17 protein-coding genes are annotated in these 14,940 nt (G+C 73.2%); 7 read left to right on the forward strand and 10 right to left on the reverse strand.

The window, feature by feature from the left end; translation table 11 throughout:
- Positions 1-9: 9 nt before the first annotated feature.
- The gene (locus tag NYO98_RS13945; protein ID WP_268112346.1) at positions 10-783 is read right to left on the reverse strand and encodes an inositol monophosphatase family protein; all 774 of its coding nucleotides are present in this window, start codon (positions 781-783) and stop codon (positions 10-12) included.
- A 71-nt stretch (positions 784-854) separates the two neighbouring features.
- Here NYO98_RS13945 and NYO98_RS13950 point away from each other — a divergent pair, with 71 nt between their 5' ends.
- Both NYO98_RS13950 and NYO98_RS13955 read left to right on the forward strand, forming a co-directional pair.
- Positions 855-989 (forward strand): hypothetical protein, encoded by a 135-nt coding sequence (locus NYO98_RS13950; protein WP_268112347.1) that lies wholly within the window; start codon positions 855-857, stop codon positions 987-989.
- Positions 986-2,128: a N(5)-(carboxyethyl)ornithine synthase gene (locus tag NYO98_RS13955; RefSeq protein ID WP_268112348.1), complete on the forward strand. Its 1,143-nt coding sequence runs from the start codon at positions 986-988 to the stop codon at positions 2,126-2,128. The genes NYO98_RS13950 and NYO98_RS13955 overlap by 4 nt, the downstream gene beginning before the upstream one ends.
- On the opposite strand, the gene NYO98_RS13960 is transcribed toward NYO98_RS13955, so the two are convergent.
- A complete protein-coding gene (locus tag NYO98_RS13960) occupies positions 2,113-2,622 on the reverse strand; it encodes an HIT family protein (RefSeq protein WP_268112349.1) in 510 nt (169 codons plus the stop codon). The genes NYO98_RS13955 and NYO98_RS13960 overlap by 16 nt on opposite strands.
- Positions 2,623-2,645: 23 nt before the next feature.
- Between NYO98_RS13960 and NYO98_RS13965 the strand changes: the two genes are divergently transcribed.
- Positions 2,646-3,125, forward strand: a complete 480-nt coding sequence (locus NYO98_RS13965; RefSeq protein ID WP_268112350.1) for a GNAT family N-acetyltransferase — start codon at positions 2,646-2,648, stop codon at positions 3,123-3,125.
- Here the strand turns inward: NYO98_RS13965 and NYO98_RS13970 are convergent.
- Entirely contained in the window at positions 3,109-3,591 is a 483-nt protein-coding gene (locus NYO98_RS13970; protein ID WP_268112351.1) for a hypothetical protein, read from the reverse strand. The two genes, NYO98_RS13965 and NYO98_RS13970, sit on opposite strands and share 17 nt — an antisense overlap.
- Before the next feature lie 347 nt (positions 3,592-3,938).
- Positions 3,939-4,691: a class I SAM-dependent methyltransferase gene (locus NYO98_RS13975; RefSeq protein ID WP_268112352.1), complete on the reverse strand. Its 753-nt coding sequence runs from the start codon at positions 4,689-4,691 to the stop codon at positions 3,939-3,941.
- A 119-nt stretch (positions 4,692-4,810) separates the two neighbouring features.
- Between NYO98_RS13975 and NYO98_RS13980 the strand changes: the two genes are divergently transcribed.
- Entirely contained in the window at positions 4,811-5,383 is a 573-nt protein-coding gene (locus tag NYO98_RS13980) for a GNAT family N-acetyltransferase (protein ID WP_268112353.1), read from the forward strand.
- Here NYO98_RS13980 and NYO98_RS13985 read toward each other — a convergent pair.
- From NYO98_RS13985 to NYO98_RS14010, 6 genes are all read right to left on the reverse strand, one after another.
- The gene (locus NYO98_RS13985; protein WP_268112354.1) at positions 5,380-6,534 is read right to left on the reverse strand and encodes a MalY/PatB family protein; all 1,155 of its coding nucleotides are present in this window, start codon (positions 6,532-6,534) and stop codon (positions 5,380-5,382) included. The genes NYO98_RS13980 and NYO98_RS13985 overlap by 4 nt on opposite strands.
- Positions 6,534-6,686: a hypothetical protein gene (locus NYO98_RS13990; protein WP_268112355.1), complete on the reverse strand. Its 153-nt coding sequence runs from the start codon at positions 6,684-6,686 to the stop codon at positions 6,534-6,536. The genes NYO98_RS13985 and NYO98_RS13990 overlap by 1 nt, the downstream gene beginning before the upstream one ends.
- Positions 6,687-6,699: 13 nt before the next feature.
- Positions 6,700-8,691 carry a threonine--tRNA ligase gene (thrS, locus tag NYO98_RS13995; protein WP_268112356.1) on the reverse strand — a complete coding sequence of 664 codons (1,992 nt, stop codon included), beginning with the start codon at positions 8,689-8,691 and terminating at the stop codon, positions 6,700-6,702.
- 102 nt (positions 8,692-8,793) lie between these two features.
- Positions 8,794-9,744: an SDR family NAD(P)-dependent oxidoreductase gene (locus NYO98_RS14000; protein ID WP_268112357.1), complete on the reverse strand. Its 951-nt coding sequence runs from the start codon at positions 9,742-9,744 to the stop codon at positions 8,794-8,796.
- A gap of 27 nt (positions 9,745-9,771) precedes the next feature.
- Positions 9,772-10,386 (reverse strand): HAD-IA family hydrolase, encoded by a 615-nt coding sequence (locus NYO98_RS14005; protein WP_268112358.1) that lies wholly within the window; start codon positions 10,384-10,386, stop codon positions 9,772-9,774.
- A 77-nt stretch (positions 10,387-10,463) separates the two neighbouring features.
- On the reverse strand, positions 10,464-11,363 hold the full coding sequence (locus NYO98_RS14010) for a DICT sensory domain-containing protein (RefSeq protein WP_326494440.1): 900 nt from the start codon (positions 11,361-11,363) through the stop codon (positions 10,464-10,466).
- Positions 11,364-11,393: 30 nt separating this feature from the next.
- Here NYO98_RS14010 and NYO98_RS14020 point away from each other — a divergent pair, with 30 nt between their 5' ends.
- Genes NYO98_RS14020 through crtI form a run of 3 tightly spaced genes read left to right on the forward strand, consistent with a single transcriptional unit; the run spans position 11,394 to position 14,937 of the window.
- Positions 11,394-12,437, forward strand: coding sequence for a polyprenyl synthetase family protein (locus NYO98_RS14020; protein WP_268112359.1), 1,044 nt, complete (start codon positions 11,394-11,396; stop codon positions 12,435-12,437).
- A complete protein-coding gene (locus NYO98_RS14025) occupies positions 12,434-13,318 on the forward strand; it encodes a phytoene/squalene synthase family protein (RefSeq protein WP_268112360.1) in 885 nt (294 codons plus the stop codon). Before NYO98_RS14020 ends, NYO98_RS14025 begins: the two co-directional genes overlap by 4 nt.
- Positions 13,315-14,937 (forward strand): phytoene desaturase family protein, encoded by a 1,623-nt coding sequence (crtI, locus tag NYO98_RS14030; protein ID WP_268112361.1) that lies wholly within the window; start codon positions 13,315-13,317, stop codon positions 14,935-14,937. Before NYO98_RS14025 ends, crtI begins: the two co-directional genes overlap by 4 nt.
- Positions 14,938-14,940: the final 3 nt, after the last annotated feature.

Consider the following 14,940-nt stretch of genomic DNA (forward strand, 5'->3'; position numbering starts at 1 on the left):
GGCGGCAGGCTATCGGTCGAGCAGCGCGGCGCGGACGTCCGCCACGGCGGCGGGGGCCCCGGAGACCGTCCACTCCACCCCCGAGGCCGCCACGACGACCGACTCGCCACCCGCGCCTCGGATGATCGCGGCGCCCGGCAGCCGGTCCCAGTCGGCCACCGAGTGCTGGAAGAGCACGTCCCACTGTCCGGAGGCGATCGCCATCGTGTCCATCGTCCCGGAGCCGAGCATCCGCAGCGTGCCGACCTGGCCCAGGGCGCGCGCGAAGGCCTCGCCGACCTCGCTGCCGAAGAACGGCGGGTGCAGGTAGGTCGCGGCGCACCGCGCCTCGCGCGGGGTGTCGGGCAGCGGGGCGAGCGGCTCGCCGTCGCAGGTGCTCGGCAGGTCGGGTCCACCCACCCAGGTGCGCAGGCTGGCGGCGTGGTGGACCGCACCGAGCAGCACGTCGTCCTCGTCGTGCAGGGCGATCGCGGTGCACCACCAGTCGCTGCCGCGGGAGAAGTTGAAGGTGCCGTCCACGGGGTCGATCACCCAGGTGCGGCCCGAGGTGCCGGGCCTCGACGTGCCCTCCTCCCCCACGATCGCGTCGTCCGGCCGCTCGGCGGCGAGCTGCTGGACGATCAGCCGCTCGGCGGCGGTGTCGGCCTGGGTGACGATGTCGGAGCCGCTGGTCTTGCGCTCGACGTCGAGGCCCTCCTGCCGGATGCGGGCCGCCAGCAGCGCCGCCTCGCGGACCAGGTCGGCGGCCAGCGCTGCGTCGCGGGCGAGGTGCGAGTCGTCCACGGCGGCCACGTTAGTCGGCGCGCGTAGGGTGGAGGCACGGAGCCATCCAGGCTTCCGACCGAGGAGCCCCGATGAGCGACAAGTCGCCACGGCAAGGCATGTCCAAGAAGTCCGGAAAGTCCATCAAGGAGAAGCGGGCCGAGAAGCACGCCAAGGCAGCGGGGAAGAACGACACCGCCGACGGCTTGCTGCCCAAGAAGAAGTGACCGTCCTCGGTCTCGGGGTCATCGGGACGTCCGCCAAGGAGAACGAGCACCGGCTCCCCCTGCACCCCGAGCACCTGTCGCGCCTGGCGCCCGACGTCGCTTCCCGGACCACCCTCGAGCACGGCTACGCCGACCGGTTCGGCCTCAGCGACGACGATCTGGCCCCGCACGTGGCCGGCTTCGCGTCGCGCGAGGAGATCCTGCGGGACTCCGACGTCGTCCTGCTGCCCAAGCCGCAGCACGAGGACGTCGCGGCGATGCGCGCCGGACAGGTCCTGTGGGGGTGGCCGCACTGCGTCCAGGACCCGGTGATCACCGAGCTGGCGATCGAGCGGGAGCTCACCCTGATCGCGTTCGAGGCGATGAACCACTGGACCGCCGACGGGCACGTCGGCCTCCACGTCTTCCACAAGAACAACGAGCTCGCCGGCTACTGCTCGGTGCTCCAGGCGATGGAGCTGGTGGGCGTCACCGGCGACTACGGCCGTCGGCTCAGCGCCGTCGTGATCGGCTTCGGCGCCACGGCGCGCGGTGCCGTCACCGCCCTGAACGCCCACGGCGTCAGCGACGTCGCCGTCCTGACCACCCGCGGCGTGGCGGCCGTCGGCTCGCCCATCCACTCGGTCCGGATCCGCCAGTTCGACCACGACCCCGACGACCCCGGCGCGAGCCAGGTGATCACCGACGAAGGCCGCGTGCCGCTGGCGCCGTACCTGGCGAAGCACGACATCGTCGTGAACTGCACCCTCCAGGACACCGCCGCGCCGCTGACCTACCTGCGGACCGAGGACCTGGCGGGCTTCCGCACGGGCAGCCTGATCGTCGACGTCTCGTGCGACGAGGGCATGGGGTTCTCGTGGGCCGTGCCGACGACCTTCGACGACCCGATGTTCACCGTCGGGGGCCGCGTCCACTACTACGCCGTGGACCACAGCCCGTCCTACCTCTGGAACTCGGCCACGTGGGAGAACAGCGAGGCCCTGCTCCCCTTCGTGGACGCCGTCCTCGCCGGTCCCCGGGCGTGGGACGCCGACGAGACCATCACCCGGGCGACCGAGATCCGTGACGGACGGATCCGCAACCCGGCGATCCTGGCGTTCCAGGGGCGGGCCGCCGAGCACCCCTACCGGGTGCTCTGAGTCGACCCCCACGCGTCGGCCAGCAGGTCGCGCGTGTCCTCGAGCAGCTGCGGCAGGGTCTTGGTGCCGCCGATGACGGTGATGAAGTTGGCGTCACCGGTCCACCGCGGCACGACGTGCTGGTGGAGGTGCTCCGACAGCGAGCCCCCGGCGGACCGGCCGAGGTTGAGCCCGACGTTGAACGAGTGCGGACGGCTCACCGCGCGCACGGTCCGCAGGGCCTGCTGCGTCATCGCCATCAGCTCGGCCGCCTCCTCGGCGGTGAGGTCGGTGAGGTCGGCGACGTGGCGGTAGGGCAGCACCATCAGGTGGCCGGGATTGTAGGGGTGCAGGTTGAGCACGACGTAGGTCGACTCGCCGCGCGCCACGACCAGCGTCTCCTCGTCGGGGTGCGAGGGGATCGCGCAGAACGGGCAGCCCTCGTCCTCGACCGCCGTGCGGACGTAGGCCATCCGGTGGGGCGTCCAGATCCGCTCCAGCGCGTCGTCACTCATGACAGCGATCCTAGGGTGACCGCATGACGTCGATCCGACCGGCCGAGGACGCCGACATGGCCGCGGTGGCCGACCTCTGGCACGAGGGCTGGCACGACGGGCACGCCGGTCACGTGCCCGACGGCCTGACCGCCGCGCGCACCCTGACCGCCTTCCACGAGCGCACGCCGCCGCGGGTCGCGGACACGGCGGTCGCGGTCGCCGACGACGGGTCGCTGCAGGGGTTCGTGATGGTCGTGGACGACGAGGTGGAGCAGGTGTTCGTCGCGCGGTCGGCGCGTGGGAGCGGGCTGGCGAGCGAGCTGCTGGCCGAGGCCGAGCGGCGGGTGGGAGCCGCCGGCCACTCCACGGCGTGGCTGGCGGTCGTGGTGGGCAACGCGCGCGCCCGGCGGTTCTACGAGCGGCACGGCTGGGTCGACCGCGGCGACCTCCCATACGAGGTCAGCGCCGGCGGGCAGTCCTTCGTCTCCCCCTGCCGGAGGTACGTCAAGCGGGTGCGGTGACGGCCTCGCGGACCCGGTCCAGCATCGCCTGCTCGCCGGCGCTGACCTGCTCCGCGTGGAAGCCCATGAAGCCGCCCTCCTTGGCCGCCGCGGCCGCGGCCTCGGCGCTCGCGAGCAGCCAGGCGCCGTACGCCGACGTCTCCTCCGCCGACGCCTTGGCCGCCACGATGCCCACCACCTCGCGGAGCTCGCCGACCACCTCGTCCCCCACGGCGGGCCCCGTGGGCTTGTAGCCCTTGAGCGGGTGCCGGTGCTCCTGCACCATGCCCTGGACGTCGAGCGCCACGTCGGCCAGGAGCTGCTCGCGGCTCGGCGGGCTGGTGGCCGACCGCATCGTCGCCATCGTCTCCTTCGCGGCCTCGATCGGACCGCCCGGGTCGGCCAGGGAGATCGCCAGCCCGGCCACGAAGGGTGCCCGCAGGATCCGGGTCCACTCCTCCTCGGAGAAGTCGCTCTTCGTCGTCACACCAGGTCTCCTTCGAGCGCGGTGGCCGCACCCCGAGCGGGCCGGCATCAGTGCCAGTGTCCGCCGCGGCCGGGGGGTTGTCCTCCCACGCGGCGGGGGAAGCACGCTGCTCGTCAGGCGTCCCCGCCCGAGCCCATCTGCTCCCCGAGGAACCCGGCGTTCGGGTCGAGGGACTGCTGGGGGATCCGCGGGTCGGGTCCCGGACCGCGCGAGAGGAGCAGCGACCGGCCCCGTCCGCGTCTGCGTCGGTTCCGCCGCCGTCGCAGGGCGGCCATCGCTCTCGTCAACACCCCTGGTCCCTTCGCTCCGGGCCGGTCGTGCCACGGCGGAGGCGCGTTGTCCGGGCGTCAGCCCGCCTCGCAGACGCAGACCTGCAGCGCCGCGTCCGAGCTGAACGGCGTACGCGACCAGTCCCCGAAGCGCTCGGCGACCCGGAGGCCGCCGAGCGTGAGCAGCAGCGGCAGCTCCTGGGGGAAGATGCTCCTGATCTCGAGCGGCGCGACGATCATGTCGGCGTCGGCCTCGGAGGAGAGGTACCACGTCCCGCGGGTCACCTGGGCGGCCGCGTCGTACGTCTCCGCGACGTCGACGTGCACGACGCCACGGTCGGGATCGACGAACGACAACGCGTCGCGCCTGCGTCGCACACCGTCTGCCTGGGCGAGCATGTGCACGCTCGGGTTGAACACGTCGAGGACCAGCCGCGCGCCGGGCGCCAGGTGGCGGCGCACCGACCGGAAGCAGCCCACCAGGTCGGCGGCCTCGTGGAGGTGCAGCAGCGAGTTGGCGGCGATGATGACGAGGTCGAACGTCCGGCCCAGGTCGAACGCACGCATGTCCCCCTGCACCCACTCCACCGCGACGCCCCGCACGTCCGCCCTGCGCCGGGCCCCGGCGAGCATGGCCGGCGACAGCTCGAGGCCCGTGCACGGGTGGCCGTCGGACGCGATCGGGACCAGCTTCTGCCCCGTCCCGGACCCGAGCTCAAGGACGTGCCCGCCTCGCCGATCGGCCTCGGCCCGGTAGAAGTCGACGGCCTGCGCGTCCCCGGGGAACAACCGGTCGTACAGCCCGGCGTCCGAGTAGAACTCCTCGCTCATGGGGACACCCTCCCCCGCCGGTGCCTTCGCCCGACCGAACGACACCCGGCCCGGCAGCCACGAGTGGTGAGCGACGCGCCGCGCCTCCCGTGGGCGGGCGCACCGTAGGCTCGCCTGCCGTGACCCGACGCGAGGACCTCTCCTTCGACGTCCGTCCAGCCCGTCCCGGGGACGAGGTCGCGATCGCGCGGGTGTGCCGCGCGGGCTTCGTCCTCTCCTCGCGGGGCCTCCTCCCCCCGGACGTCGTCCAGCGGCAAGCCGCGCACTACTACGACGTGGAGCGCATCCGGCGCGAGATCGCGCCCCGTCCCCACGATCCGTCCTGGCAGGGGTACGTCGTCGCCGTGTCGGCGCACGGAGAGGTCCTCGGCGCAGCCGGCGGCGGTGTGGGCGACGGGCACGTCGGCAACGTGCTCGTGCTCTACGTCGACACGGAGCTGCGTGGGCACGGGATCGGCACCGCCCTTCTCGACCACCTCACCGGTCAGCAGGGCGACGCCGGTGCCGCCGAGCAGTGGGTGTCGGTCACCAAGGGCAATGCGCTGGCCATCCCCTTCTACCGCGCACGTGGGTTCGTCGAGCGCGGCGAGGTCCCCTACGTGGCCGCCGACAGCGACGAGCCGAGCGGCACCACCCTCCGCATGAGTCGACCCGTCGAGCCGGCCGGCACGGCGCGCGAGCCGGGCTCCTAGCGCCAGGCCTTGGCCAGCCGCTCGACGATCTCGGTGAGCCGGGCGGGCGAGGTGGCGATGTTGAGGCGCACGTGTCCGGTGGTGCCGGGGGCGTAGGAGTCCCCCGGGCTGACCTGGACGCGACCGCGCTCGAGCGCGACGGCCGCGGCGTCGTCGTGGCCGTAGGCGGAGGCGTCGAGCCAGGCGAGGTAGGTGGCCTCGAGGGGCCGCATCCGGACCTCGGGCAGGTGCTCGGCCAGCAGCGAGGCGAGCAGCGTGCGTTGCTCGTCGAGCCGCTCGACGAGCGAGGCGAGCCACGGGTCGCCGAGGTCGTACGCCGATCGCGCCGCGACCACGCCGAGGGGCGACCACGAGTCGTTGCGCGACATCGGCTGGGCGTCGAGGCGGGCCCGGTCGGCGGCGGAGGGCACGACGAGCTGGGCGCAGCGCAGGCCGGCGGTGTTGAACGCCTTCGACGCCGCGACCACGGCGACCGCGTGGTCGTGCGTGCCTTCGATCGAGAGGTAGGAGACGTGCTCGGCCCCGGGCAGCACGAGCGGCGCGTGGATCTCGTCGCTGACGACCCTCGCGCCGTGGCGCACGACGACGTCGCGGATCCCCTCGAGCTCAGCTCGGGTGAAGACGCGGCCCCACGGGTTGTGCGGCTGGGTGAGCAACAACGTCTGCGCGCCCTCGGCGAAGAGGCGTTCGAGCGCATCCAGGTCGATCTCGCAACGCTCCGCCGACGTGGGGACCTCGAGCAGGTGCTCGGCACGGCCGGTGACCTGGGCCAGGCCGTGCTGGGCGTTGTAGCCCGGCGTCGGGAAGACCACGCCGCCGGGGCCGCTGAGCACGTCGATCGCGACCCGCACCCCGGCGGTCACGTCGACCACCTCGCGCACCGCCTCGGGGTCCGGGGCCCAGCCGAAGTGGCGCGCTGCCCAGCCTGCGTACGCCTCCCCCAGCCGCGGGTCCCGCTCCAGCGGGTAGCCGGTGATCCCCTCGGCGAGCGCCCCCTGCACCGCGTCCATCACGACCGGGTCGACGGCGTAGTCCATCTCCGCGACCCACGCCGGGAGGACGCCCTCGGGCACCCCCCACTTGAGCGGGAGCGCCCGACGGGCCTGCTCCTCGGTGAGGTCGACGATCGGGCGACGTGCGTCCGTGTCCATCAGTGCCAGTTCCTCTCCTCGGGCAGCCGGACGACGAGCACACGACGATCGGTCATCGTGCGCGCGTCGGCCAGCGCGGCGTCGTACGAGTCGTGCCGGTGCTGGATCCATCGGCCGTCCGGACCCCGCCGGCTCCCCTCGTCGTCGGGCACGGGTGCGTCCGCGTCAGACCTGCTCGCGCGAGGCCACCGCCGCGGCCACCCGCTCGATGGCCTCGGCCAGCGGCACGCCGTTGTCCTGGCGGCCGTCGCGGTAGCGGAACGACACGGCGCCCGCCTCCACGTCGTTGTCACCGGCGATCATCATGAAGGGCACCTTGGCGAGCTGGGCGTTGCGGATCTTCTTCTGCATCCGGTCGTCGGAGTCGTCGACCTCGACCCGCAGCCCCTGCGCCTTCATCTGCCTCGCGATGTCGAACAGGTAGTCGTTGTGCCGCTCGGCGATCGGGATGCCCTGGACCTGGACGGGCGCGAGCCAGGGCGGGAACGCGCCGGCGTAGTGCTCGACGAGCACGCCGGTGAACCGCTCGATGGAGCCGAACTTGGCGGAGTGGATCATCACCGGCTGCTGGCGGGTGCCGTCGGCGGCGACGTACTCCAGGTTGAAGCGGTCGACGGCCGGCTGGTTGAAGTCGTACTGGATGGTCGACATCTGCCAGGTGCGGCCGATGGCGTCCTTGGCCTGGACGGAGATCTTCGGGCCGTAGAACGCGGCGCCGCCCGGGTCGGGCACGAGGTCGACGCCGAACTTGCGCGCGGCGGTCTCGAGCACCGAGGTCGCGGTCTCCCACTGGTCGTCGGAGCCGATGAACTTGTCGGGCTTGGAGTCGTCGCGGGTCGACAGCTCGAAGTAGTAGTCGTCGAGGCCGAAGTCGCGCAGCAGGCCGGTGACGAAGGTGAGCAGGTGCTCGACCTCGGCCGGCGCCTGCTCCGGGGTGACGTAGGAGTGCGAGTCGTCCTGGGTCATCGCGCGCACGCGGGTGAGTCCGTGCACGACGCCGGACTTCTCGTAGCGGTAGACCGACCCGAACTCGAACAGCCGCAGCGGCAGCTCGCGGTAGGAGCGCTGCCTCGAGCGGTAGATGAGGTTGTGCATCGGGCAGTTCATCGCCTTGAGGCGGTACTCGGCGTGCTCCATCTCCATCGGCGGGAACATGGTGTCCGCGTAGTAGGGCAGGTGCCCGGAGGTGTGGAACAGCCCGTCCTTGCTGATGTGGGGGGTGCCGACGTAGTCGAAGCCCTCCTCGAGGTGCCGGCGGCGGACGTAGTCCTCCATCTCGCGCTTGATCACGCCACCCTTGGGGTGGAAGACCGCCATCCCCGACCCGATCTCGTCGGGGAAGGAGAACAGGTCGAGCTCCCGGCCGAGCTTGCGGTGGTCGCGTCGCTCGGCCTCCTCGATGCGGTGGAGGTGCTCCTCGAGCGCCTCCTTGGTCTCCCACGCGGTGCCGTAGATGCGCTGCAGCTGCTTGTTCTTCTCGTCGCCGCGCCAGTACGCCGCCGCGCTCCGCATGAGCTTGAAGGCGGGGATCCGCTTGGTGGTCGGCAGGTGCGGGCCCCGGCAGAGGTCGGACCACTTGGCCTCGCCGTTGCGGCCGATGTTGTCGTAGATGGTCAGCTCGCCGGCCCCGACCTCGACGGAGGCGCCCTCGGTGTCGGAGGCACCGGCGCCGCCCTTGAGCCCGATCAGCTCGATCTTGTAGGGCTCGTCCTTGAGCTCGGTCAGCGCGTCGGCATCGGTGGTGACCCGCCGCTCGAAGCGCTGGTTCTCCTTGATGATCTTGCGCATCGCGGACTCGATCTTGACCAGGTCGTCGGGCACGAACGGGGTCTCGACGTCGAAGTCGTAGTAGAAGCCGTTCTCGACCGGCGGGCCGATGCCGAGCTTCGCCTCGGGCCAGATCTGCTGCACCGCCTGCGCCATCACGTGGGCGGTCGAGTGGCGCAGGATGTCGCGGCCGTCGGGGCTGTCGATCGCCACCCCTTCGACCTCGTCGCCGTCGGCGAGCTCGTAGGAGAGGTCCTTCAGCTCGCCGCCGACGCGCGCGGCGACCACGTCGGCGTCGTCGCGGAACAGCTCCCAGGCCTTGGTGCCCGTCGTGACCGCGGTCTCCGCACGCTGATCGGCGTGGATGCGGACGACCTGGATGTCGGACACGAGGGCTCCTTCAGGAGGGTGAGGGGTGGGACGGATGTCCCCGGCGATGCTATCGGCCGCGCACGCCGCGGCTCACCCCGGTTTGTCCGCCCCGCCGCGGGATCAGCCCTGCACGCGCCGGCGGGCCAGCTCGACGACGTTGGCGCCGATCGCGAGCAGGGCGTTGCCGTGGCCGCCCCGGAGGCCGTTGAGCTCGCCACGCGGGCGCAGCACGTTGCCCGGGCTGGGGCTCACCTCCGCCGTCTGGTCCTGCGCGGCGACGGCGAACAGCGGACCGACCAGGCGGTCGTAGGCCCACGGCAGGGCGGTGAAGCCGAACCGGATCACGTCGTTGGCGAGACCGACCTGACCGCCGCTGCGCCGCCCGTCGGCCACGTCGAGCGCGCGCCGGGCGATGCGCTCGGGGCTGGTGACCGGGAACGGCGGGCGCCCCGCTGCGTCGCCGTACGTCGCCGCCTGCCGGTAGATGGGCGTGTCGACGCCGCCGGGGGCGACGTACCCGATCCGGACGCCGGGGCGGTCGCGGTTGTCGACCCGGAGCTGTCGCACCAGGGCGCGGACGCCCCACTTGCTGACGACGTACGCCGCCATGTCGGGGACCACGATGTGCCCGATGACCGAGCCGACGACCACCAGGCTGCCCGACCCCTGGGTCCGCAGGACCGGCAGCACGTGGCGCGCCAGGTTGACGGTGCCGAGCAGGTTCGTGGCCACCACCTGGTCGAACACCTCGGCCGGCACGTCCTCCACGCGGCCGTAGGCGACCACGCCCGCGCTGCCGACCACCGTGTCGATCCAGCCGTGGCGCTCGACGGTCGTGGCGACGGCGGCCGCGACCTCGTCGTCCTTGCTCACGTCGGCCGTCAGGGCCGTCGTCGAGGCGGCCCCGAGGGCGTCGCAGTCGCGGGCCACCCGGTCGAGGGCGTCGCGGCCGCGGGCGAGCAGGACGAGGTGGTCGCCGCGTCGTGCGACGCGGTGGGCGGCGGCCTCGCCGATGCCGCTGGAGGCACCGGTGACGAGGACCACGCGCGGCGGTCGGTCGTGGGTCGGCATGCCCGCCGGTACCCCGTCCGGGCCGGATCAGACGCGAGCCGCCGCCGCGATGAGGTGCTCCATCTCGGTGATCGAGGTCGCGGTGTCGCGGTGCAGGACGGCGTGCCACCCCAGCGCCCGCGCGGCCTCGACGTTGGCCTCGACGTCGTCGAGGAACAGGACCTCCCCGGCCGCCACGCCGAGCCGGCGGGTGACGAGCTCGTACGCCGCCGGGTCGGGCTTGGCGAGCCCCACCTCGTGGCTGTAGACGATGTCGTCGGTCACCTCCTCGAAGCCGTGGCACCGCTCCCGCTCCCGGGCACCGGGGCCGGAGTTGGAGAGGATCGCGGTGAGCCGCGCCGGCCGCTGGGCGGCGAACCAGTCGAACAGCTCGCGGTCCAGCGTGCCGACGTACCACCGCCAGAAGTCGTCCAGCAGCGCGTCGACCTGCCGGTCGTCCAGCGACAGCGCGCGCTGCCACTCCGCACGCACGTCGGCCTCGGTCACCTCGCCCACCACGGCGTCGCCCGGCAGGCCGGCGAGGCCGCCGGCGATCGTGCCCGGCGCGAGTCCGAGCCGGCGCTCGGCGGGTGCGGGGAAGACGTCGTCGTCGATGACCTCGAGGACTCCCCCGATGTCGAGGACCACCGCCCGGATCGCCATGCGCCCACCCTAGGGACCGGCGAGCCTGCCCTCGCCCTGCTCGGGGTGCGGCACGCCGCAGCACCCCGTACGACCCCTCATCGGGCGGCGTCGATGTAGGCGACCATCCGGTCGAAGAGCAGCGTCGCCCGGTAGAGGTCCTCCGAGGCCCCCGGCGGGTCGGGCTGGGGAGGCAGGTCCACGACCTCGCGCCACCCGGGTCGCAGCTCGTCGGCCAGGGCGGCGGCGATGCGCGACGCGTCACGCACGACCTGGGGGTCGACCGACCAGACGGCCTCGAACGTCCGCGCCATCGGTCCGGTGTGCCCGCCCGGGCGCTCGACCGCCACCAGGCACGCCGGCAGGTCGGCGGCGTCGCACACGACCAGCCACTCGCGGTTGAGCGGCGAGTCCGGCGGGATCGCGACCTCCACCGGGACGCCCCGGCGTGCCGGGGCGGGGTCGGCGACGTCGACGAAGACGACCGTGCACTGGGCCGTGCGGGCGAGCTCACGCCAGCGGTCGTAGGAGGCACTGAGGAACCGTTGCCGCTGGAACCCGCCGAACAGGACGGGGTCGGCGGCCCGGGCGGCGCACTCGTCCTCGATGGCGTGGCTCATCGACACGAGCGTGCGCCGCGAGAGCACCTGCGGCCGGAGGAGGGGGTGCAGGCGTCGGAGGTCGGCGAAGACCGACCCCGACCGGGCCTGGGGCACGTCGGCCCGCTGGACGGCCGCCGCCAGGGACAGTCCGCCCCGGCGGCGCGCCAGCACCTCGAGCACGGACTCGACGTCGGCCTCGCTGTAGCGGCGGTGACCCCCGGGCTGACGGCGCGGCTCGGGAAACCCGTAACGCCTTTCCCAGCTGCGCAGCGTGGAAATGGGTACTCCGGTCCTGTGGGCGAGATCCCCGATGGTGAGAGTGGCGTTGCCCAAACCTTGTCCACCCCTCCGCATCGTGCCTAGATTTTGTTGGAAGTGTTGCATAGGTTTGGTCATCAAGGAACGGTCGAGCTGCGGGAGGCACAGATGATCGGCACCGCCACGGACGAGGCGCTGGCACGGATCCTCGACGAGGGGCGCCGCCGTGCGGCCGCGGTCGACGCCCACCACGCACTGCTGTGGGAGGCGCTCGCCGCCGCCACCGAGGGCGGCAAGCGGTTCCGTCCCGCGCTGCTGGTCGCCACCCACGACGCCCTCGGCGGGGACTCGCCCGGCGCGGCCGCCGAGGTGGGTGCGGCGGTGGAGCTGCTGCACACCGCGTTCGTCATCCACGACGACGTCATCGACGACGACCACGTGCGCCGCGGGCGCCCCAACGTCAGCGGCACGTTCCGCGCGCTGGCCGGCGTCGACGGCGCCACCCCGGACGTCGCCGCCGGCTACGGGCTGACCGCCGCGATCCTGGCCGGCGACCTCGCGCTGAGCGCCGCGATCCGCGCCGTCGCGACCTGCGGCGCACCGGCACCGGTCACCGAGCGACTGCTCGACCTGTTCGACGCCGCGCTGCACCGCACCGCCGCCGGCGAGCTCGCCGACGTACGCCACTCCCTCGACCTCGCCCCCGCCACCCTCGCGCAGAGCCTCGAGATGGAGGCGCAGAAGACCAGCGCCTACTCGTTCACCCTCCCGCTGCAGGCGGGCGCGGTGCTGGCCGGCGCCGACGCCGCGACGACCGCGCGGCTCGGCGACGTGGGCCGGGCCATGGGCATCGCCTTCCAGCTCGCCGACGACCTGATCGGCGTCTTCGGCGACCCGGCGCGCTCCGGCAAGAGCGCCACCTGCGACCTGCGCACCCGCAAGCAGACGCCGCTCCTGGTGCACGCGCGCACGACGTCCGCGTGGGCGCAGCTCCGCGGCTACCTCGGCCGCGACCTCGGCGACGACGAGCTCGACGAGGCCCGCGCCCTGCTCGTGGCCTCCGGGTCGCGGCGCTTCGTCGAGGACCTCGCCCAGCAGCACCTCGCGCAGGCGCGCACGGCGCTCGACGGCCTCGGCATCCCGGTCGACCTCGTCGACGGCGTCGCCGTCCGACCGGCCGTGCTGGCCGACGGCAAGGAGGTCGCGGCATGACGCTCTTCGTGGGCCGCAGCGCGCCCCGCAGCCTCTACGACACGGTGTCCGAGGCCAGCTCCGCGGTGGTGATCCGCGAGTACTCCAGCTCGTTCGGCCTGGCCTCGCGCCTCCTCGGCGAGCCGGTGCGCACCCAGGTGCGCAACGTGTACGCCCTCGTGCGGGTCGCCGACGAGATCGTCGACAACCCCGACCCGACGCTCGACCGGTCCGCGCGCGCCACGATGCTCGACTGGCTCGAGGGCGACGTGGCCCACGCGATGCGCACCGGCTACAGCGGCAACCTGGTCGTGCACGCCTTCGCCCGCACGGCCATCGCCGTCGGGATCGAGCCCGCGATCGTGACCCCGTTCTTCACCTCGATGCGCACCGACCTCGACACGCGGTCGCACACGCAGGAGAGCTTCGAGCGCTACGTCTACGGCTCGGCCGAGGTCGTCGGGCTGATGTGCCTGCGCGCCTTCCTCGCCGCGCCCGACGCCCCGCCCGACCCTGACGCGCACTACGAGCGCCTCACGCCGGGCGCACGCAGCCTCGGCGCGGCGTTCCAGAAGCTGAACTTCGTCCGCGACCTGTCCGACGACCACGACCTCCTGCGCCGCGACTACTTCCCCGGACTGGACGTCGAGACGTTCTGCGAGGCCGACCGCGACCGGATCCTCGACGACGTCGATGCCGACCTGCGGGCGGCCGCGGCGGTCGTGCCGGAGCTGCCCCCGAGCAGCCGGCGCGCGGTCCGGGCCGCCCACGCCACCTTCGCCGAGCTGGCCCAGCGGCTGCGTGCCGCGACGCCCGACGAGATCCGGCACACCCGCGTCCGCGTGCCGACGCCGGTCAAGCTGCGCCTGGCCGCGAGCTCGCTGCGCGGAGGACGTCCGTGACCCTGCGTCTGCCCGAGCGACTCAGCCGGTTCACCCCCACGCCCCGCCGGACCGGCGACGGCACCCCGCGACGCGTGGTCGTCGTCGGCGGCGGCATCGCGGGCCTCGCCACCGCGGCACTCCTCGCCTCGCGCGGCCACTCCGTCGACCTCCTGGAGAAGAACGACGACCTCGGCGGTCGCGTCGGCAGCGTCGAGCGCGACGGCTTCCGCTTCGACACCGGGGCCTCGTGGTACCTGATGCCGGAGGTCTTCGAGCACTTCTTCGAGCTGCTCGGCACCACGGCCGACGCCGAGCTCGACCTCGAGGTGCTCGACCCGAGCTACCGGGTCTTCTTCGAGGGGCACGCGGAGCCGGTCGACCTGCGTCCCGACCGGGACCACAACCGCGCGCTGTTCGAGTCCCTCGAGCCGGGGGCCGGCGAGCGCTTCGACGCCTACCTCCGCTCGGCGGAGGACACCTACGACATGGCCCTGCGTCGCTTCCTCTACACGAGCTTCGACTCCCCGTCGGCCTTCGTGCACCCCGACGTCGTACGCCGGACCCCGGCCCTCGGCCGGCTCCTGACGCGGTCGCTGGAGAGCCACGTCGCCGGCTCGTTCACCGACAACCGGCTGCGCCAGGTGCTCGGCTACCCCGCCGTCTTCCTGGGCTCCTCCCCCAGCCGGACGCCGAGCATGTACCACCTGATGAGCCGGCTCGACCTCGGCGACCGCGTGCTCTACCCGCAGGGCGGGTTCACCCAGCTGATCCGGGTCATCGCCGACCTCGCGGAGAAGCACGGCGCGCGTCTGCACACCGGCGCGGCCGTGACCCGCATCCTCACCGCCGAGACGTCCGGCGGACGGCCCGTCGTCACCGGCGTCGAGCACGGCTCCCCGGCCGGTCCGCGCACCGTCGAGGCCGACGTCGTCGTCGGCGCCGCCGACCTCCACCACCTCGAGACGGCGCTGCTGCCCACCGCGCTCCAGACCCACCCCGAGCCGGCGTGGCGCGACCGCTCCCCCGGTCCTGGCGCGGTGCTCGCCATGCTCGGCGTCGAGGGACGGCTGCCGGAGCTGCCGCACCACTCGCTGTTCTTCACCCGCGACTGGGGGCAGAACTTCGGCGACATCTTCGGCAAGGATGCACGGGTGCCCGATCCCGCCTCGATCTACGTCTGCAAGCCCTCCGAGACCGACCCCTCCGTCGCCCCGGAGGGGTGCGAGAACCTCTTCGTGCTCGTGCCGGTGCCCGCCGACACGTCCATCGGCAGCGGCGGCGACGACGGCGCCGGGTCCGAGACCGTCGAGCGCACGGCCGACGCGGCCATCGACCAGATCGCCTCCTGGGCCGACGTGCCCGACCTGCGCGAGCGGATCCGGGTGCGCCACACGGTCGGCCCGGAGGACTTCGCCACCCGCTACCACGCGTGGCGGGGAGGCGCCCTCGGGCTCGAGCACACCCTGCGCCAGAGCGCGTTCCTGCGTCCGGGCAACGTGTCCGCCAAGGTCGACGGCCTGCTCTACGCCGGTGCGAGCACCGTCCCCGGCGTCGGCCTGCCGATGTGCCTGATCAGTGCCGAGCTCGTGCTCAAGCGGCTCTCGGGCGACCGGTCCAGCCTGCCGGTGCAGGCATGAGCG

This window comes from Nocardioides pini, assembly GCF_026712185.1.
In the GTDB taxonomy this organism is placed as follows: Bacteria; Actinomycetota; Actinomycetes; order Propionibacteriales; family Nocardioidaceae; genus Nocardioides; species Nocardioides pini.

What these genes read in the sequence shown, in the direction of transcription:
- NYO98_RS14025 (WP_268112360.1), top strand. Translation starts at nt 12,434, where the DNA reads ATGACGCTCTTCGTGGGCCGCAGCGCGCCCCGCAGCCTCTACGACACG.
- NYO98_RS13985 (WP_268112354.1), bottom strand. Translation starts at nt 6,534, where the DNA reads ATGGACACGGACGCACGTCGCCCGATCGTCGACCTCACCGAGGAGCAG.
- NYO98_RS13960 (WP_268112349.1), bottom strand. Translation starts at nt 2,622, where the DNA reads ATGAGTGACGACGCGCTGGAGCGGATCTGGACGCCCCACCGGATGGCC.
- NYO98_RS14020 (WP_268112359.1), top strand. Translation starts at nt 11,394, where the DNA reads ATGATCGGCACCGCCACGGACGAGGCGCTGGCACGGATCCTCGACGAG.
- NYO98_RS14000 (WP_268112357.1), bottom strand. Translation starts at nt 9,744, where the DNA reads ATGCCGACCCACGACCGACCGCCGCGCGTGGTCCTCGTCACCGGTGCC.
- NYO98_RS14010 (WP_326494440.1), bottom strand. Translation starts at nt 11,363, where the DNA reads ATGACCAAACCTATGCAACACTTCCAACAAAATCTAGGCACGATGCGG.
- NYO98_RS13950 (WP_268112347.1), top strand. Translation starts at nt 855, where the DNA reads ATGAGCGACAAGTCGCCACGGCAAGGCATGTCCAAGAAGTCCGGAAAG.
- NYO98_RS13965 (WP_268112350.1), top strand. Translation starts at nt 2,646, where the DNA reads ATGACGTCGATCCGACCGGCCGAGGACGCCGACATGGCCGCGGTGGCC.
- NYO98_RS13975 (WP_268112352.1), bottom strand. Translation starts at nt 4,691, where the DNA reads ATGAGCGAGGAGTTCTACTCGGACGCCGGGCTGTACGACCGGTTGTTC.
- NYO98_RS14005 (WP_268112358.1), bottom strand. Translation starts at nt 10,386, where the DNA reads ATGGCGATCCGGGCGGTGGTCCTCGACATCGGGGGAGTCCTCGAGGTC.